This is a genomic window from Sphingomonas azotifigens NBRC 15497, assembly GCF_002091475.1.
In the GTDB taxonomy this organism is placed as follows: Bacteria; Pseudomonadota; Alphaproteobacteria; order Sphingomonadales; family Sphingomonadaceae; genus Sphingomonas; species Sphingomonas azotifigens.
Window position 1 is genome coordinate 83,342 of the sequence record NZ_BCTR01000001.1, and the last position, 15,175, is coordinate 98,516.

Below are 15,175 nucleotides of genomic sequence, written 5' to 3' on the forward strand. Positions count from 1 at the left end.
ACTTGGCAGGTGTGCCAGCCTAGTCGGCCATGACGGTATCGCCGACCAGCACGCCGTCAAGGTCGAGCCACGTCGCCATCCGTTCCAGTTCAAGGAGCAGGCGCTCGCACGTATCGGGTGGCGCATTCCGCTCGAGCGTGACCCTGTGTGCGCGCAACAGGCCGGCCTGGCGGTCGGCCTTGAGGTCCACGCGGGCGACAAGCGCCTCATCGAGCAGGAAGGGCAGCACATAGTAGCCATGGGTGCGTAGCGGCTGCGGGACGTAGATCTCGATACGATAGCGAAAGCCGAACAGCCGCTCGGTGCGACTGCGCTCCCACACGAGCGGGTCAAAAGGCGCGAGCAGCGCGGCACCGCGGATCGGCCGCGGGTTCGCTGCTTCACGATGCAGCCAAGCCTTCTGGCTCCAACCCGAAACCTTTACCGGTTCAAGGACTCCCTCGTCGACCAGGCTCGCAATCGCCGGATCGCCCTCGCCCGGCTTCAATCGGAAATAGTCTCGGAGATCTGCGGCCGTTGCGACACCGAGTGCCCGCGCACTGCGTTCGATGAGCATGCGTTGCGCGGTGGTTGCATCGGGTGTCGGGAGTGCCAGGATGTCTGCAGGGATGACCCGTTCGGTCAGGTCGTACAGGCGCGTGAAGCTGCCACGCCGCGTTGCCGTGGTGATCCGCCCCGCCCAGAAGAGATATTCCAGCGCGTGCTTGGTGTGGCTCCATTCCCACCAGCCGCTCCTGCTCGCACCGTTCTCGAAGTCCGCGGCAGCGAGTGGCCCATCTGCGGCGATCCGCGCAAGCACCGCATCGGCTTCGGCGCGGCGCTCGCTTGCGAAGCGGCGGAGCGCGGCGTACCCGGTCTCGCCGCGCTCGGCTTTCGCCATGCGCCACCGCAACAGGGGATGCAGGCTCATCGGAAGAAGCGAAGCTTCATGCGCCCAATATTCAAAAAGGCGCCGCGCCGCTTTGGGACCCCAGGCCTCGCGCTCGAGCGATGTCCGATCGTACATGCCGAGCCGAGAGAAGGCTGGTAGATAGTGTGCACGCGTCAGTACGTTGACGCTGTCGATCTGGAACAGGCCGAGACGGTCTACAGTTCGGCGCAACTGGCTCGCTCCCACCCGCGCGGGGTGCCGCTTGCCGAACCCTTGCGCGACTAGTGCGATTCGACGAGCATCAGCGAGAGACAAGCTTGTCGTCATGGCGTTGTTCATTGGGTTCGGGCCGCGTCAGGTCAAGCATGATGGGTGCGGGCGAAAGCGAGCCATGGTGCGCAACAAGGCTATCCATATCGCGCGCTGTCGTCGCCTACCGCTCATCGAGAGATCGGCGGCAGCACGATTTGGCTATCGTGTTCGGATTGATCCCGTGGCGTTTGGCCAGTGCCCACAGGCGCCCTTGACCATCTTGCATCCTTGAACGGGTTGCCGCTGTCGTACGGGCCTCCCCTCCCGTGGAGAACCTGGCGGGGCGTGCGACCTTCCGGCCCCGACCGGCGAATGGGCTATCAACTGCCACGACCTGACATGGGTGGCGGAGCAACGGTCCCGCGTACAAAAATCTCCGCCGTACCGCCATTGCCCGGCTTGCCGTTGCTGAACCGGGCGACCAGCCGGTGGGTGGCGAGCAACCGATGATAGTTCGATAGCTGCGCCGCGAACCGGACGGGTTCCGCGCGATAGCGGCTGTAATTGACGAGGATCGCCACGTCGGCGCTGCATCCGGGCAGTGCCGCGGGATCGATATTGCCGAGATCGACGATGGCGCGTCCCTGGCGCAAGCCGTTGACCTTGCGGTGGCTGGGCGCGCTGTGCAGCAGCGAACGAATGTCCACGCAGCCCGCACTGCCGAGCGGAAACAACAGGCGGCCGCGATAGGGCAACAGGTCGAACGCCGCATGCTCGAACAGGATCGTCCGCCCCGGCGGAACATGGGCGAAGACCCAGCGGGTCGCTGCCTGGCGCGGGTCGTCGGCGCGTTGCTGCTGGGCGCGCAGGGTGGCGCCTGCCATCCAGCCGGCGATCAGCAGCGCCGCGCAGGGCAGAACCAGCCGCCGCGCCCCTGGAGGGCGGACGGCGTCTGCGATCATGGAAAGCCCGATCGCCGCGAGGATGGCGACCACCGGCAGCAGCGGCACGATCCAGCGCGCCCACACCAGCGACTGGGTGGCGAGTGCCGCAAGGATGACGGCGCTCGCCGGCAGGAGCACGACCGCGTTGGCCCGGTCGCGCGCGAGCGCGATGGCGCCGAGCGCGGCGGACAGCAGCCCGGCGATGCCGAAGCTCCCGGCTAGCGGATCATGCACATACCATAGGAGATTGCCGATAAAGCCGTGCCCGGTTGCGCCGAGATGCATCGGCCGCGCCTCGCCGCCCAGATCGCGCAGCACCGTGGGGTAGTCGAGCAGGATATAGGGGGATGCCAGCAACAGCGTCGCGACCGCCACCAGCGGTGCCACCGCCAGCGCGCGAGCGGCGGCACGGGAATCGCGGGCGGCGAACAGTCCGGCCGCGACCGGTCCGACCACGATCAGCAGCGCCGGCCATTTGGTCGCGCAGGCCAGTCCTGCCGCAATGCCTGCCAACACGGCCTGCCGGGTGCCGCCGCCCTGCGCGACCGCCAGGGCGTGATAGGTGCACCAGCCCATCAGCACCGTCGCCAGCATGTCGGTGCGCACCACTTGCGACAGTTCGACGTGCAGCGGATTGCAGGCGAGCAGCAGGGCCGCCGCCAGCCCGACGCGGGCGCCGCCGATCCGCCGGCCGATCGCCCAGGTCACTGCGACGCTGGCGATCCCCAGCAGCGCGCTCAGGCCGCGCATTGGGAGGACGATGACGGCAGGATCGCTGAACACGGCGGACACGAAGGCGTCGGCACTGCTCCACGCGCCCAGCATCGCGCCAACCCCGCCGACCAGCAGCACGATCAGCGCGAGCAGATAGAAGAGCAACGTCGCCGGATGGCCGAACCAGCCGGGGTTGAGGCGCCCCTCGCGCAGCATGTCCATCGCGGTCATGATGAAGACCGGTTCGTCCGGATCGTTGAGCGCCGGCAGGCCGAAGTTCAGCCGGTGGAGCCGCAGCACCGCCGCGAGCAGCAGGATTGCGAACAGCATTGCACGTTCTGCGTTACGGACCGCCGGCCTCGGTTCCGTCCTCTCTGCAACAATCATCTGCGGGAGAACCCATGCGAACCGTGATTCTGGCAGGCGGCCTCGGCAGCCGCCTGGGCGAGGAGACTGCAATACGTCCCAAGCCGATGGTGGAAATCGGCGGAATGCCGATCCTCTGGCACATCATGAAGATCTATGCGTCGGCGGGATTTGACGATTTCGTGGTCTGCCTTGGCTACAAGGGGTATCTGATCAAGGAATATTTCGCCAACTACTTCCTGCATACCGCCGACGTGACGATCGACCTGCGCCGCGGCAGCAACGGTATCGAGGTGCATCACGCGCGCAGCGAGCCGTGGCGCATCACGCTGGTCGAAACCGGCGCGACGACGATGACCGGCGGCCGGCTCGCTGCGATCCGACCCTATCTCGATCCCGACGAGCCGTTCTGCTTCACCTATGGCGACGGCGTCGCCGATATCGACATCGGTGATCTCGTGCGCTTCCACAAGGCGCACGGCCATCGTGCTACGATCACCTCGGTCACGCCGCCGGGCCGCTTCGGCTCGCTGCAGTTCGAGGGCGACCGCGTCACGGCCTTTCGCGAGAAGCCGGATGGCGACGGCGGCCAGATCAACGGCGGCTTCTTCGTCGCCGATCCCAGCGTGCTGGACCTGATCGACGGTCCCGACACGGTGTGGGAATCGGGGCCGCTGGAGCAGCTGGCGGCGCGCGGCGAGCTGGTCGGTTAGCGGCATGACGGTTTCTGGCACCCGATGGATACGCTGCGCGACAAGCTGCACCTCGATTCGCTCTGGCAGAAGGGGGATGCGCCGTGGAAGCGCTGGTGAGCCCGGTCTGGAACGGTCGTCGCGTGCTCGTCACCGGCCATACCGGCTTCAAGGGAAGCTGGCTGACGCTGTGGCTGCACGCGATGGGCGCACAGGTCACCGGCCTCGCGCTCGCCCCGCCGACCGAACCGAGCCTGTTCGCCGCGGCGCGGGTGGGGGCGCTGATCGATCATGTCGAGGGCGATGTGCGCGATCTCGCCACGGTGATCGGCGTGGTCGAACGGGCGCGGCCCGAGGTGATCTTCCACCTCGCCGCGCAGCCGCTCGTGCGGCTGTCCTATGCCCAGCCGGTGGAGACCTATGCCACCAACGTGATGGGCACGGTGCACGTGCTGGAGGCGGTGCGGCTTGCCGGCGGCGTGCGCGGGATCGTGTGCGTCACCAGCGACAAATGCTACGAGAACCGCGAATGGCCCTGGCCCTATCGCGAAAGCGATCCGATGGGTGGGCACGACCCGTACAGCAACTCCAAGGGCTGCGCCGAACTGGTCGCTGCGGCCTATCGGCGTTCCTATTTCGACGATGGCGGCCCGCTGCTCGCCACCGTGCGCGCGGGCAATGTGATCGGCGGCGGCGACTGGGCGGCGGACCGGCTGGTGCCGGACCTGGTCCGCGCCTTCGAGGCCGGGGTCGCGCCGCTGATCCGCGCGCCCGACGCGGTGCGGCCGTGGCAGCACGTGCTGGAGGCGCTGGGCGGCTATCTGATGCTCGGCGAACGGCTGCTGGCCGGCGAGCGACGGTTCGCCGACGCCTGGAACTTCGGGCCGGACGCGGACGATGCCCGGCCGGTCCGCTGGATCGTCGATCGGATGCTGGCGGCATGGGGCGATGGCGCCGTGCCGCCGGTCCGCGATACCCGTTCGCGCCCGCACGAGGCGGCGCTGCTGCGCCTCGATACCGCGCGCGCGCAGGCGGCGCTCGGGTGGCATCCGGCGCTGCGGCTGGGCGAGGCACTCGACTGGATCGTCGCCTGGCATCGGGCCGAAGGCGATGCACGCCAGATCACCCTGCAGCAGATCGCGCACTATGTCGCGCTTTCGAGCCGGGTCCGTTCGACGGCGGCCTGATCGGGCGCAGCCGCGAAGGTGAGCAGGTTGCCGAGGCGGAGCCGCACCGCCCGCTTCGGCAACGGCAGCCGGCCGAGCGCGGGGACGCCGATCGCCTGCGCGGCCTGGCGGGCGAGGAAATCGATCGGGAAATGGTTGGCACTGGGCGTCACCGCCACGTCGGTGAAGCCGGCGCGGACCAGCAGTGCCTGCAGCGTCGCCGGATTGTAGAGTTCGGGGTGCTGGAGGCAGAAGGCCGGCCAGCGCGCTCCGAGCACCCGGCGCAGCGCCGAGCGCTCGTCATGGGTGACGAGCATCAGCATGCCGCCCGGCCGCAGCTTGGCGCGCACTGCCGTCAGCATTGCCAAAGGATCCAGCAGGTGATCGAGGACGTGCACCGCCACGGCGAGGCCGATGCTGCCGTCCGGCACCGCCGACAGATCGGTCATGTCGGTGAGGATCCGGGCCGGGCGCCCCGCGGTCGCGACGCGCAGCCGATCATGGACGCACGGTTGGGCTCGAACAGCCAGAAAGAATCGAAGCTGCCGTGGGTCGCCGCCTCGGCGACGACATGGCCGACATCGGGGCCGAGCTCGAGATAGCCGCCCGTCAGACTGGTGCGCGCGGCGACCGCTTCGAAATAGCCGCGCTGCGTGGCGACGATCGCCGCATCGGGGACCAGGTCCATGTTCGGCGGCATCGCGCCGTACAGCGCCCCCAGCTGCGCATCGTCGAAGAACACGCGATTGTAGAGCAGCCCGCAGTCGCGGCAGCGATGATAGGTGAAGAAGCGCCGTTCCTTGTCGATCCCGAACCAGAACGGGCGCAGCTCGTCGACCGTGCGCAGCTCGGCGCGGCGGCGGCTGCGGACTTCGGGGGCGGCATCACGCGATCCGCACAGGGGACAGGACCGGTCGCGCAAGGCGGGGTGAGTCATCGGCGAGGTTCCCGGAAGGTGACGCGGCTGTGCCAGAACCAGCTTCCGGCGATCAGCGCGGCGGTAAAGCCCAGCTGGGCGATCAGCGGCGATATGCCGCCCCATTCGACCAGCGCGGGAAGCGCGGCCCAGTTCGCCGCATAGTTGAACAGGTAGAAGCCGGAAAAGGCGCCGAATTCGCGCGCCAGATTGCCCCGCGTGCGGAACACCCCCAGCTTGTAGGTGGCGAAGGCGAAACACAGGCTCAGCCCCTGCGCGATTGCCAGCGCGAGCAGATAATGGGTGTGCAGCTCGGGTATGCCGAGCAACAGCGCCGGATAGATGGCCAGGCCGAAGGCGGTGTTGGCCGCCCCGGCGATCAGGAAGCGCAGCGGCCGGCGCGACGGCATGGCCAGCGTGCTCATTCCTCCTCCATCAGCGGGATCGCCATGTTTTCGGCCAGCACTTCGCGCGGCAGGAAGGGCGAGAGATCCTCCAGCGGCGGCGAGGTGATGCGGCCGTCCGGATGCACCTTGGCGCTCAGCTTGGGGGCGAAGCCGACATGTTCGTCGATCATCAGTTCGCACAGCGCGGGCCCGGGCGCATCGAGCGTCGCCTGGATCGCGTCGGCGAGATCGCCATGTCCCTCCGCCCGCGCATAGGCGAAGCCGAACGCGTGGGCGACCTTCTTGAAGCTTGGGAAGGTCACGTCGCTCTTCGGCCCGCCGCCCACTTCCACGCCGTTGAAGAAGTTTCGATGCGTCTGGAAGATCGAGACATAGCCCGAATTGTTGAGCAGGAAGACCTTCACCGGCAGGCCATAGCCGGCGATCGTCTGCATCTCCTGCAGGTTCATCATGATGCTGCCGTCGCCGGCGATGCAGATGACGCGGCGGCTGCCTCCGGTCGCCGCGCACACGCCGATCGCGGCGGGCAGGTCATAGCCCATCGTCGCGCAGCCGGAGTTGGTCCACAGCCGCTGCCCCTGGCGCAGCCGCCCGGCCTGGAAGCTGACGACGCAGGCCGAGCCATTGCCCGTCACCACGACGTCGTCCGCTGCCAGTGCGTCGAACAGAGCTTCCATCGCCACATAGGGGTGGTTGAGCGGACCGTGTTCGCGATATTCGGGCAGGACCGCGGGGAAGCGGGCGACGCGCTGTTTCGCCCAGGCCAGCCATTCCCGGTGCGCGGGCGTCGGCCCGGCATAGGGCATCTCCAGCATCGCCGGCAGCAGGTCGGCCAGGTCGGCGACCACCGGGAGGTCGGGGCGCACGGTGGGCTTTTGCAGTTCGAGCGGATCGATATCCACCCAGATCTTGTACGCCTCGCGCGCGAAGCTGGCCCAGTTGTAGCTCACCTGCCGAATGTTGAGGCGGCTGCCGAGCACCAGCAACAGATCGGCGCTCTGCGTGACCATGTTGCCGCCGCGATCGCCCACCGTGCCCGGCCGGCCGGCGGCGAGCGGGTGGTCGTCCCACAGCGTGTCGTGCGCGTTCCAGCCGGTGACGACCGGCACGCCCAGCCGCTCGATGAGGGCAAGGAAGGCGGCATGCGCTCCGCTCAGCCGGACCCCGCCGCCCGCCAGCACCACCGGGCGCTCGGCCGCGGCGATCCGGGCGAGGATCGTGCGCGCGGTCTCGCCGAGATCGGTGTCGCGCCACGGTGCGTCGATCTCCGCCGGATCGAAGCTGGGCAGCGTGGCGGGGTCGATCCGCGCCGCCTGCACGTCGAGCGGAATGTCGAGCCACACCGGGCCGGGCCGCCCGCTGGTCGCCAGATACAGTGCCTTTTCGAGATGGTAGCGGATCGTCGCCGGATCGGTGACCATCGTCGCATATTTGGTGATCGGCCGGACCAGTTCCTCAATGTCGAGTTCCTGGTCGCCCAGCTGGCGCAGCTTGAGGCCGGTCGAGCGCACCGTCGTCTCGCGCTTCACCTGGCCCGAGAGGACGAGCATCGGGATCGAGTCGACATAGGCGCCATAGACGCCGGTGATCGCGTTGGTGCCGCCGGGGCCGGAGGTGACGTTCACCACCGCCGGGCGATTGGTGAAGCGGGCATAGGCCTCCGCCGCCATCGCCAGCGCCTGTTCGTGATGGGTGAACATCGTCTTCAGCCGGGCATGGGTGCCCAGCGAATGGTTGAGGTGCATGGCACCGCCGCCGGTGAGCATGAACACCTGTTCGATGCCGTGGTCTGCCAGCCAGTCGGCCAGCCAGTCGGAGAGTTTCATTTCGGGCATGGAATCCATCCATTGGCAAGGGCGGTCCGCCGGATCGCCTCGTCGAGATCGACGGTGGCGCGGAGATCGAGGTCGCGGCGGATCGCGTGGGTCGAGGGAACGTAGCGGCCGGGGTTCCAGCCGGGATCGGGGCGGCCGAGGATCTCGACCTCGGGGACGCCGAGCACCCGCGCCGTGCGGCGGGCGAGGTCCGCGATCGACACAGCCTCTTCGGACCCGACATTGTAGGTCGCGCCGGGCGCGGCGTTCAGGTGCAGCGCCCACATCCAGATCGCGAGATCGGCGGCATAGAGATAGGAGCGCACCGCCTGTCCCGACCCGATCACCCGGATCGCGCGGCCCGCGATCGCGTCGCGGATGAAGTTGCCCGCGGCGAAATGGGTGTCGAGCGACAGGCCGGGGCCGAGCAGCGCGAAGATCCGCGCGGTCACCGTGTCGATGCCGAACTGGTGGTGGTGAATGGCGGTCAGCGCCTCGGCGGCGCGCTTGCCTTCCGCATAGGCGGATTTAGGGTCGCGCGGATCGGGGCCGCCCGTCCAGTCCTCGCCGACATGGGGCATGGTCTGCGCGCCATAGACGGCACCCGAACTCATCAGCAGGAAGCGCGCACCCGTCTCACGGGCAAGGTCGAGCAGCGCGCGGGTGCCGCTGACGATGGTATCGAACATGCGGCGGGGATCGGTTGCCGTCAGCGCGGCGCTGGCATCGGTGGCGCCGTGCAGGATGTGATCGAACTGGCCGCGTGGCGCCTGGAAGTGCAGCACGTCGCCGGCGACCAGTTCGAACCGCTTCGCCAGATGCGGCGCGCGGGCGGCGAAGGCGGCGGGATCGCGGGTCAGCAGCGTCACCTGGACCGCGATCGGCGCGCGCGCCAGCGCCTCCAGCATCCACCGGCCGATAAAGCCGGTGCCGCCGGTCATGAAGATCCGTGCGCCCTCCAGCTTGTGCCAGTGCGGCGCGAGCGCTGCATTGATCGCGGCGAGATCGGAATCGGGGATCATGCCGCCAGCCCCAGCACTGGCCGCGTCGCTCGATGCGCCAGCGCGACCCGCACCAGCGCGTCGATCGACAGCGACCAGACGATCAGGATCACCAGCCCCGGCCGCACGAAATGGCCGATCGTCAGGCCGAATTCGGGCAGCACCGGCCGGCCGCTCAGCCAGCTTTGCGTCTCGAGCTTGAGCACGCTGGCCAGCGGCCAGTCGCCGACGAGGCAGAGCAGATAGGCCGCGACGATGGCGATCGCCGCGCCGCCCTTCCACGGCTCGAGCAGGACGAGGAACAGCAGGAACGCCTGGGTATAGCCGCCCGGCGACTGGGTGACGAGATAGGCGCCCAGCAGGATCGTCGCGATGCGGCTCTGGGTCAGCGCACGCGGCTGGAGCCAGGCGGCGGCGAGCGCGGCCAGGGCCAGGCACTGGGTCGAGCGGATCGCCACCGGCACCGCCACTTCGATCCCCTCCACCAGGCGTGACGGTACGAATTCGAGCAACGGCAGCTGGCTCTTGCGCAGCAGCAGGAACGGCGCATAGCTGGTGGAATAATTCACTTCGTTCCAGACCTGCCCGGCGACGAAGTGCACCCAGTTGGCGGTGTTCGAGGCAAGTTCGCCGGGCGTCCCGGAACTCACCCAGGCGAGCGTTGCGAGGTAGAGCAGGACCGTTGCAATTCCCGCCAACTCCAGCGACCGCCATTCGCGCCGCAGCGCATGCGCCAGCGCGGGCAGCAACAGATAGGGCTTGAAGTTGATGGTAACGGCCACCGCGATCGCCCGCCATGCGCCCGAGCGGGTAACCGGCCCATAGGCGAGGATGAAGGCCGGCAGCGCGACAAGGATCAGGTTGCCGCGCTCCAGCGTGAACAGCAGCGGCAGGCCGAGCGCCATCGCCACACTGCGCGGGATCGCGGTCCGCGGGTCGTTGCGACGGAACGCGATCCACAGCAGGGCGATGTCGACAAGGTAGAAGGCGGCGATCGTCCCGCGCGCCAGCCAGTCGCAGTCGCGCGCATGGAAGGGCGAGCCTGGATAGCAGCCGGGCAGGCTCGTCAGGTCGAGGAACACGAAGGACAGCGGCGGATAGATGCTGCGCCAGACGCTGTAGATGCCCGGCCGGTTCGCCCAATAGGCGGTGTTGAACCAGTCCATGAAGGTATCGTTGGTATCGAACACGAAGGGCTGGGGCAGATAGCCCTTGTCCACGAACCACCAGGCTGCATGGGCAAAGCTCGCCACGACGGCAAGCATCAGCAGCGTTTCCGTGATCGGCAGGGGGCGGCGCTGCATCATGCGCCGTCGGGGAAGTTGATGCGCGCTTCCTCCACCACCAGCGGCACGCCGCGGGTGCGCTCGGCGATCAGCCGTACCTGGTCGCCGATCAGGCCCAGGAACAGCAGCACGCAGGCGAACATGCCGCCGGCAGCGGCGCAGCCGAGCAGCGGCCAGGCGGGGCCGCCCAGCACCGCGGCGACCAGCCCGGCCAGCAGCAGCAGCGCGGCGATGCCGCCGGCCCATAGCGAAAGCAGGATCGGCAGCCGCAACAGCGCCTTGGCCGATCCGGCAAGGCCGGAGAGCGCGAAGGAGAAGAGGCTGGCGAGGTTGTTCTTGGTCTCGCCCGCCGCGCGCTCCGGCCGGTCGAACGGGACGAGCGCGACCGGAAAGCCGCTTTCCACCACCATGCCGCGGAAGAACGGCTCCGGCTCGTGCCAGCGGCTGACGGTGTCGATCACGGTCCGGTCGAACAAGCCGAAGCCGGTGACGTTGGGGAGCACCGGATAGTCGGCGATCCGCCCGAGCACCGCATAGCCGGCGCGGCGCGCCAGCGTGAGCAGCGGGCTTGCGCGCTCGCTGCGCCGCTGTGCCAGCACGATCCTGGCGCCGCCGCGCCACAGCGACATCAGCGTGCCGATCAGCGCGGGCGGATCCTGGAAATCGGCGCACATGCCGATCACCGCGCGCCCCCGCGCCTGATAGATGCCATGGGTGGGGGAGCGCATCTGGCCGTAGTTTCGGTTGTTCAATATGCCGCGGACGCGCCGGTCCTCGGCGCACAGCGCGCGGATCGCGTCGCGCGTGCCGTCGGTCGAGAAATTGTCGATCAGGATGATCTCGTGGCTGGCAGCGTGCTGCTCGGCCTCGCGCGTCACCGCCTGGGTGATGGCGCGGACATTCTCGATCTCGTTGAAGCACGGAATGACGATGGAGAGTTCCGGCACGGGCTCGCGCATCATGTCCGGTCCCCGATCAGCGGCAGTTTCAACCCGGTGGCGGGCGCATAGACTTCGGTGAACAGGGCAAGTGCGAGGACGAGGGCCAGCAGCGCCACCGCCGAGATGTTGAACTTGGCGTCGGCATCCACCCGCGCCGCTTCGATCACCTGCACGTCCGAAGCGCTTTCGGCGGTGAGCGACTCCACCGCCACCTCTTCGGACGCCCGCGAATAGACTTCGAACAGCGCCTGGGCGAAGCGATAGTCGCGATAGCGGTTGAGATAGGCGCTGGTGATCGCGGACAGCCCGGCGACATTGGGCCCGGCGGCGCCTTCGCTGGGTGCCGCGCTACGGGCGATCTGGGCGCGCAGCGACGCCACTTCGGACTGGAGCGCGCGCAGTTGCGGATTGTCCGGGCCCTGGAACTGGCCCAGCGTCTCCATTTCGACCAGCTTCGCCTGCAATTGCGCCTGCAAGCCGGCGCGCAGCGACAGTTCCGCGCCGAGCTGCGCTTCCGGCTCGGCGAGGCGGTTCTGGCGGCGGAACGTATCCAGCGCGGTCTCGGCGGCGGCAACGCGCGCGCTCGCCCCGGCGAACCGTTCGCGGACGATCGCCTGCTTGCGCGCCAGCCGCTCGCGCTGCAGCGCGTTGAGGCGGGCGGTGATCGCCGCGACATGCGCCTGGGTAAGCGCCTGCGCCTCCTGCGGATCATGGGTGCGCGCCTCGATCTCGATCACGCCCCCGGTCAGCGAATGGATGTCGACCTTCTTCGCCACCGCGAGTTGCGCCTGCCGCGCCGAGCCATAGCGGTCGACCAGCTTGAGCTGGGCTATGACCGCGTCGGTAACCTCGCGTCCGCGGGCGATGGCCAGGTACAGGTCGATCGGCTGCTTGCCGCCGCCGAGCAGCGCGGCAAAGCCGCCGAGCTGGCCGCCCAGCGCGTTCAGCGTGGAGCCGAGGCCGACGCTGTTCGGGTCCTGCGGCACGATCTTGGCGCGCGCCGCATAGGGGCGGGGAAGCACGCACAGGATGGCGAGGACCAGCGCGGCCAGCGCATAGCCGCGCCGCCGCAGCCGCGGATCGGCGATCCAGCGTTTGATACGGGCCATCATCGTACCGCGTTCACCACCGTGGCCGCGCCGACCACGCCGCCGAACAGGCTGCCGGTGATATCGCGCAGCCGCGCCCAGAATGCGCCGCGATTGGCGTCGATCGGGACGAAGATCAGGTCGCCGGGCAGGGCTGGCGCGCGCAGCGTGCGCGTGCCTTCGGCCAGCACCGTGCCATTCGCGCGGACGACGAAGATCTCCTTACGATGGCCGAGCGACTGGACGCCGCCCGCGCTGCGCACCGCATCGCCGATCGTCTGCCCGTCGCGATAGGCGAAGGAGGCGGGGCTGGCGACCGCGCCGAACACGCCGATCGTTACCGGGCGGGTGGGAACATGGATCGTGTCGTTATTCTCGAGCAGCAGGTCGGCGGGCAGGGCGCGCGCGTCGACGGGCAGGTCGAACACCAGTCGCCCGCTCGGCTCGCGCGCGTGCATCTTGGCGACCACCTGGTCGAGCAGCTGGAGATTGGCGGAGGTCGCCAGCTGCGCGCGATTGGCCGAAACCAGCGGCTGGGTGCTGAGCTGCAGCTCCATGTCGTCCACCGCGCGGGCGAAGCTCTCCCGCTGCTGCGCCTTCACGCTCTCGCGGGTGATGACGCTGGCATAGGGGAAGGCCTCGCGGGTCAATCCGCCCGCCTGCGCTATCACGTCCGCGAGGCGTGTGCCGGGTTGGACATAATAGCGACCGGGATGTGCAACTTCGCCGCTCAGCGTCACCAGCACGGGCTGCTGGGCGATCGGATGGGCGACGCCGACATTGCTCAGCACCTGCACGACGTCGCCGCGACGTACCACGCGGCTACGGGCGTCGGCGGCGCTCAGCTGCTGCCAGCCGCCATTGCCCTGGCCGAGGGAGTCGAGCACCAGCAGCCGGCCGGTATCGGCGACGGTGCTGGCCCCGCCGGCATAGGCGACAGCGTCGGCAAGCGTCTCGCCGGGGGCGACCTCGAAAATCGCCTCGCGATTGACGCTCCCGATCACCGCGACCTGCGGGCCGGCCGGCGCGATATGAATGACGTCGCCGTCGCGCAGGCTGGCGTCGCCGCGTTTGTCGCCGCGCAGCAGCAGGTCGTACAGGTCCAGATCGGAGACGAGTTCGCCGCCGCGACGCAGCTGGATCGAGCGGAAGCTGCCGCCCTCGGCAGGCCCGCCAGCCGCCAGCGCCGCGTTCACCAGCGTGGCGATGCTGGTGACGGTGTAGGCACCCGGCCGGCGGGCAAAGCCGGTGACGTAGATGCGCAGCCCGTGCAGCCGCACCACGCTCACCTCCAGGGTGAACCCGCGATACTGGCGCGACACCCGCGCGGCGATCACGTCGCGGAGATCGCCGTAGCGCACGCCGCCGACCTGGATCGCGCCGACCTGGGGCACGAAGATCCGGCCTTCGCCGTCGACGGTAAGACGCAGTCCGGCGCCCTGCACCGAGCCGGCGAGATCGAGCCGCAGCTGGTCCCCCGGGGCGATCCGGTAATCGGGGGGGATCGCGGTGGTTGCCGGCACGGTGAAATCGCGCGCTTCGGGCACCAGCAGCTCGGCGCCGAAGCGGCGCAGCGGCTTGCCGGCGACGCCGGAGACAAAGGATTCGAAGGCGCTGGGCGGCACGGCCGATGCCGGCGGCGGCGTGGGGGACGCCGCCGCCGACGCCGGCACCGGATCGGGTTGGGGTTGATCGATCCGGGCCGGAGCAAAGGGGGTGGGGGTGGCCTCCGGGACGGCGATTCCTGGCGTTGCGCGGGGGCTGCTGCCCTCCGCACCAATCCCAGCCCGCGCCGCCCCGCCGACCGGCGAGGCAAGCTGTGCCGAAGCGGGCGCGGCGACCAGTGCCAGCGCCACGCCCGCGGTAACGGACACGTATCGAAGCGTCATGCGGCAAGCGCCTCGGGCGATCCGATCGTTGCCAGTGTGCCATGCAGCGCGTCGGCGGCTTCCTGCCAAGCACCGTGGCTGTTCGCGACGAGCAGGCCCTTTCCGGCGCCGCCGACGCGATACCGCGTGCCGTCCCAATGGCTGGCATGGCCACCGGCCTCGGTAAGGAACAGCACGCCCGGTGCGTGGTCCCAGGGAAGGATGCGCTGGAAGAGGGCGACGTCGTTGCGCCCCGTCACTAGCCGCGGGTAGCTTTCTGCCGCGCAGCGCGGGATCGGCTCCAGCGTGAAGCGCCGCTCGGCGGCGTGTCGTGTGCAGGCGCGATCCGGGGCGGCCATGAACTGCGTCGCCAGCGCGGCGATCCGGCGCGGGCGCACGGCGGGGCGGGCGCGAACCGGCCGGTCGTCCAGCCACGCGCCCAGGCCCCGCTCGGCCCGGCACATCCGGCCCGAGCGGGGGTCGAGCATCCAGCCGGCCACCGTCTCGCCGTCGCTCACCAGCGCCACCATCATCCCGAACGGGCCGCCGCCCGCGGCGAAATTGGCCGTCCCGTCGAGCGGGTCGACCAGCCAGACGAGTCCCTGGCCGACATCGGCGAGCATGTCCGGATCCTCGGCACAGGCTTCCTCGCCGACGACCCGCGCGCTGCTTTCCAGGCGTTCGAGGCCTTCGCGCAGGCGCGCCTCTGCCGCCATATCGGCGCTGGTGACGATTTCGCCGGGGCTCTTTTCCACGATCTCATGCGCGGCCAACATGCGGAACCGCGGCAGGATCTCGGTTTCGGCGACCTGGCGCATCAGCGCCGCGACATGCGATCCGAGCGACATG

General features: G+C 69.2%; 14 protein-coding genes. 2 read left to right on the top strand and 12 right to left on the bottom strand.

Annotation, left to right across the window (positions count from 1 at the left end; genetic code table 11):
• Positions 1–19: 19 nt before the first annotated feature.
• Positions 20–1,198 carry a winged helix-turn-helix domain-containing protein gene (locus SAZ01S_RS00315; protein WP_084579272.1) on the bottom strand — a complete coding sequence of 393 codons (1,179 nt, stop codon included), beginning with the start codon at positions 1,196–1,198 and terminating at the stop codon, positions 20–22.
• 305 nt (positions 1,199–1,503) lie between these two features.
• A complete protein-coding gene (locus SAZ01S_RS00320) occupies positions 1,504–3,111 on the bottom strand; it encodes an ArnT family glycosyltransferase (RefSeq protein WP_084578916.1) in 1,608 nt (535 codons plus the stop codon).
• A gap of 71 nt (positions 3,112–3,182) precedes the next feature.
• Between SAZ01S_RS00320 and rfbF the strand changes: the two genes are divergently transcribed.
• The gene (gene rfbF, locus SAZ01S_RS00325; protein WP_369688849.1) at positions 3,183–3,860 is read left to right on the top strand and encodes a glucose-1-phosphate cytidylyltransferase; all 678 of its coding nucleotides are present in this window, start codon (positions 3,183–3,185) and stop codon (positions 3,858–3,860) included.
• A gap of 83 nt (positions 3,861–3,943) precedes the next feature.
• Positions 3,944–5,026 carry a CDP-glucose 4,6-dehydratase gene (gene rfbG / locus SAZ01S_RS00330; RefSeq protein WP_245824445.1) on the top strand — a complete coding sequence of 361 codons (1,083 nt, stop codon included), beginning with the start codon at positions 3,944–3,946 and terminating at the stop codon, positions 5,024–5,026.
• Here rfbG and SAZ01S_RS23455 read toward each other — a convergent pair.
• From SAZ01S_RS23455 to SAZ01S_RS00375, 10 genes are read right to left on the bottom strand one after another with little or no spacing between them, the layout of a single operon-like run.
• The gene (locus SAZ01S_RS23455) at positions 4,984–5,454 is read right to left on the bottom strand and encodes a class I SAM-dependent methyltransferase (protein ID WP_139809844.1); all 471 of its coding nucleotides are present in this window, start codon (positions 5,452–5,454) and stop codon (positions 4,984–4,986) included. The genes rfbG and SAZ01S_RS23455 overlap by 43 nt on opposite strands.
• Positions 5,451–5,942, bottom strand: coding sequence for a hypothetical protein (locus SAZ01S_RS23460; protein ID WP_139809846.1), 492 nt, complete (start codon positions 5,940–5,942; stop codon positions 5,451–5,453). The genes SAZ01S_RS23455 and SAZ01S_RS23460 overlap by 4 nt, the downstream gene beginning before the upstream one ends.
• Positions 5,939–6,346 carry a GtrA family protein gene (locus SAZ01S_RS00340; protein WP_084578918.1) on the bottom strand — a complete coding sequence of 136 codons (408 nt, stop codon included), beginning with the start codon at positions 6,344–6,346 and terminating at the stop codon, positions 5,939–5,941. Before SAZ01S_RS00340 ends, SAZ01S_RS23460 begins: the two co-directional genes overlap by 4 nt.
• Positions 6,343–8,163 (bottom strand): thiamine pyrophosphate-binding protein, encoded by a 1,821-nt coding sequence (locus SAZ01S_RS00345; RefSeq protein WP_139809848.1) that lies wholly within the window; start codon positions 8,161–8,163, stop codon positions 6,343–6,345. Before SAZ01S_RS00345 ends, SAZ01S_RS00340 begins: the two co-directional genes overlap by 4 nt.
• Positions 8,151–9,164, bottom strand: coding sequence for an NAD-dependent epimerase/dehydratase family protein (locus SAZ01S_RS00350; protein WP_084578922.1), 1,014 nt, complete (start codon positions 9,162–9,164; stop codon positions 8,151–8,153). Before SAZ01S_RS00350 ends, SAZ01S_RS00345 begins: the two co-directional genes overlap by 13 nt.
• On the bottom strand, positions 9,161–10,450 hold the full coding sequence (locus tag SAZ01S_RS00355; protein WP_084578923.1) for a hypothetical protein: 1,290 nt from the start codon (positions 10,448–10,450) through the stop codon (positions 9,161–9,163). Before SAZ01S_RS00355 ends, SAZ01S_RS00350 begins: the two co-directional genes overlap by 4 nt.
• A complete protein-coding gene (locus SAZ01S_RS00360; protein WP_084578925.1) occupies positions 10,447–11,391 on the bottom strand; it encodes a glycosyltransferase family 2 protein in 945 nt (314 codons plus the stop codon). Before SAZ01S_RS00360 ends, SAZ01S_RS00355 begins: the two co-directional genes overlap by 4 nt.
• Positions 11,388–12,482: a capsule biosynthesis protein gene (locus tag SAZ01S_RS00365; protein ID WP_084578926.1), complete on the bottom strand. Its 1,095-nt coding sequence runs from the start codon at positions 12,480–12,482 to the stop codon at positions 11,388–11,390. The genes SAZ01S_RS00360 and SAZ01S_RS00365 overlap by 4 nt, the downstream gene beginning before the upstream one ends.
• Entirely contained in the window at positions 12,479–14,347 is a 1,869-nt protein-coding gene (locus SAZ01S_RS00370) for an SLBB domain-containing protein (RefSeq protein WP_084578928.1), read from the bottom strand. Before SAZ01S_RS00370 ends, SAZ01S_RS00365 begins: the two co-directional genes overlap by 4 nt.
• Positions 14,344–15,174 (bottom strand): inositol monophosphatase family protein, encoded by an 831-nt coding sequence (locus SAZ01S_RS00375; RefSeq protein ID WP_084578930.1) that lies wholly within the window; start codon positions 15,172–15,174, stop codon positions 14,344–14,346. Before SAZ01S_RS00375 ends, SAZ01S_RS00370 begins: the two co-directional genes overlap by 4 nt.
• Between the last annotated feature and the right edge of the window lies 1 nt (position 15,175).